At 42.2% G+C, this 206-nt stretch carries 1 pseudogene; it reads right to left on the reverse strand.

Annotation, left to right across the window (positions count from 1 at the left end):
- Positions 1-42: 42 nt before the first annotated feature.
- Positions 43-206, reverse strand: a pseudogene (gene glnA, locus V6255_RS19220) (glutamine synthetase); the annotation flags it as partial.

The raw sequence follows: 206 nt of genomic DNA on the forward strand, positions 1-206 counted from the left end.
AAAAGAAACAGCTACTTGTGGGATTGCATCTGCTTCTTCTTAAGGTAGGTCGTATAAATCTTTATCTAAAGAGTCACCAGGCTGGATCTTGATTTTGATACCGTCAAGACGAGCCATCAACATTGCAGAGAAACCTAAGTAAGGGTTCATTGTTGCATCTGGGAAACGTACTTCAATACGTGCTGCGCGTGCAGTAGGTACAATTG

It is taken from the genome of Psychromonas arctica (assembly GCF_038155225.1).
Taxonomy (GTDB): Bacteria; Pseudomonadota; Gammaproteobacteria; order Enterobacterales; family Psychromonadaceae; genus Psychromonas; species Psychromonas arctica_B.